This window comes from Lishizhenia sp., assembly GCF_033720595.1.
Classification (GTDB): domain Bacteria; phylum Bacteroidota; class Bacteroidia; order Flavobacteriales_D; family Crocinitomicaceae; genus Lishizhenia.
The window spans coordinates 1-2433 of record NZ_JAWWCF010000286.1; the positions used below are offsets into that span (position 1 = coordinate 1).

At 39.2% G+C, this 2433-nt stretch carries 1 protein-coding gene and 1 pseudogene; both read right to left on the reverse strand.

The genetic code is table 11. The features are described from left to right. Positions 1-1785 (reverse strand): Omp28-related outer membrane protein (locus R3333_RS14070; RefSeq protein WP_318959407.1); only part of this gene is annotated, 1785 nt, incomplete at its 3' end. 126 nt (positions 1786-1911) lie between these two features. Next, positions 1912-2433 (reverse strand): annotated as a pseudogene (locus R3333_RS14075) (hypothetical protein); the annotation flags it as partial.

Genomic DNA, 2433 nt, shown 5'->3' on the forward strand with positions numbered 1-2433 from the left:
GGGATAGATTTCAAATAAATTATTTACGTAATTAAAATCGAAGTTATCTGTAGTTAATACGTATCCGTTGTCAATGGCTTCAGACAGACTTGCTTTTCCTGCGTTATTTACATCACCACTTGGGTCTATCAATATACCGATGAGGTTCATTTTTGTTTCGTCCCAATCTTGATCGAGAATTATGGAAGCATTGATTGTGTGTGTTTCACCTACGGCAACGGTAGCAGGTAATGAATTTACCATTCCTCCGAAACTTGGGTAGATACCTCTTCCAACATGGTTGTAAATCATTTGTGAAGCGGGTACTGAACTTGGTAAATCTCCCCAGTTATATCCAGCAGGATCTATCAAGGTAATCCCTTGAGAACCGTAATAATTAGCTTGGTTGTATCCGCTTGTTGTTCCGGTAACACTGTCTTCTGTTAAAATGATAGCGAGTTTATAATTGTTGTTGATCGCCTCTATGATTTCTGCTGATAATGACATTTTTAACTCACGTGTTGTTGCATTAAATTCAGCACCCATTTCTATAAGGGCAGAGGGTTGTGTTGTTATTCTTTGTATAAAATCTTGGCGCATGGCAGATGGGTCTATGTCCGCACCCCTATCTACAATTCCGCTCGGGTAACCATTGATGTACGCTCCAAGTGCAGCGTCATACGTAGCATTTGCCATTGGATCATTGTTGTGTACAGCAACTCCCGCCCAGAAATCATGAAATTCTATTTCCATTTCATCCATGGCCACGGCTCCTCTCGGACACCATCCACACCATGTTCCTGTTGCTTCTTCACCAAATACCATTCTTCCAGGGTATACTTCTATGGGAGTTAATGATTGAGATTGACTATCGTCATTGCTGTCATCATCTAACCCATTTCCGTTTACATTAGTGATTGTTGCTGTAAAATTAGCTGCACCACTACTTAATGTAATGCTATTACTCAAACTTAATTCTACTTCATCTAATGACGCAAGGTTTAAATTTGTAAAGGTTTCTGTTGTTTGATTTCCATTATAATCTAAAGTGACCTCAACAGAATTGATCGTATTTACTCCTAAATTTCTTATGCGTATTTCAGGTGAATTTGATTGTCCTACTAATACAGATTTTGGGTCTAAATAAGTTAAACCTGCATTGGTTGACGGGAGTGTGTAAGGGGTAATAGTGTAAGCGATATCATCCAGATAAAATTCAGCGCCCTGAATACTGTAGATATTTAAAGAAGCTATTTGATTGATAGAATTGCTAAAACTTCCAACATTGTTATTATCAATAAAAACCTCCCAATTGTTCGTGTTTAAATTCAATTGCATACTGAACTTGAACCAAGTTCCTTCTGTGTAACTGGTCGTAAGGAATGTTTCGTCGGTATTGTAAACCTGAAGTGTTCCATTACTAAAATTAGCATCCATGGCCCAAGCATTTCCAATGGTGCTTTCTTTTTGAAAATTAAAGTAGGCTTTTTTTCCATTGGCCACGTACATCCATACTTCAAAATCGAAGTTACCCGTTGAATATTCACCTCCAAAATCTTTCACGATATCACCCGGACCACCCGATCCAGTTGCTAGGAAGTATAAGGCATTCGTTCCGCTGTGTGCAAGTGTTGAGCTTACGGCTACGTCATCAGATCCACCTCCAGATCCCGACCAAGTCGTCCAATCTGCAGTGGTTCCAATCTGTGTACCGGCTGCATAGGATTCAAAGTCATCAGAAAAGGTTTGGCCAAAAGTTAAGGAGCTGGCAAGCACTCCTGACATTAGGGGTAAAAGTTTTTTCATAGTTCTATAGTTTTATCTAAACCTAAATAAAACTTAATGGAAAGCAAAACGTTGATAATGGCATTCTTGTAATCATAAAAAAGGCCCATCTAATGAGATGAGCCTTCTGTAGTTTTTATGGTGAACCTAATTCATACGCTTTTGACGTTGCATTGGGTTTTCGTTCATTTTCTTTTCTTGAAACAATTGGTATCTACTCGGTTTTACTTCTTTTGGCCAAGCGTTGTTGTTCAAGTTTGTGTCTCCTGTTTCTAAGAAGGGATCTAGTCTAAATGAAACTACTTCTTCCTCAAAAATAAAGACTTTGCTGATGTTGTAGTTGTCTCTCATCCACACTTCAGCAGGTATGCGAATGATTTCTTCTGTTCCATCGACAAATGTTGCTCTAATAATTAATGGCATCACCAATCCTCCAATGTTTTCAAAGTGTAATTCATAGAAGTTATTGTTGGCCGCTAATAAATCCAAATCCTTTTCTGATGGGGGTTGAATGTCATCGTAAAATCCAGAGATAAGTATTTTTTCATCCTCGTCTTTCAAACTGCGAAGAGCCCACACCAACCGCCAGGCGGCATTGGGGAATATTGATCCTCCCAAACCGGAGTGGGATTCTCGTTCGGCTGTCTGAACTGAAAGCTCGACGTAGAC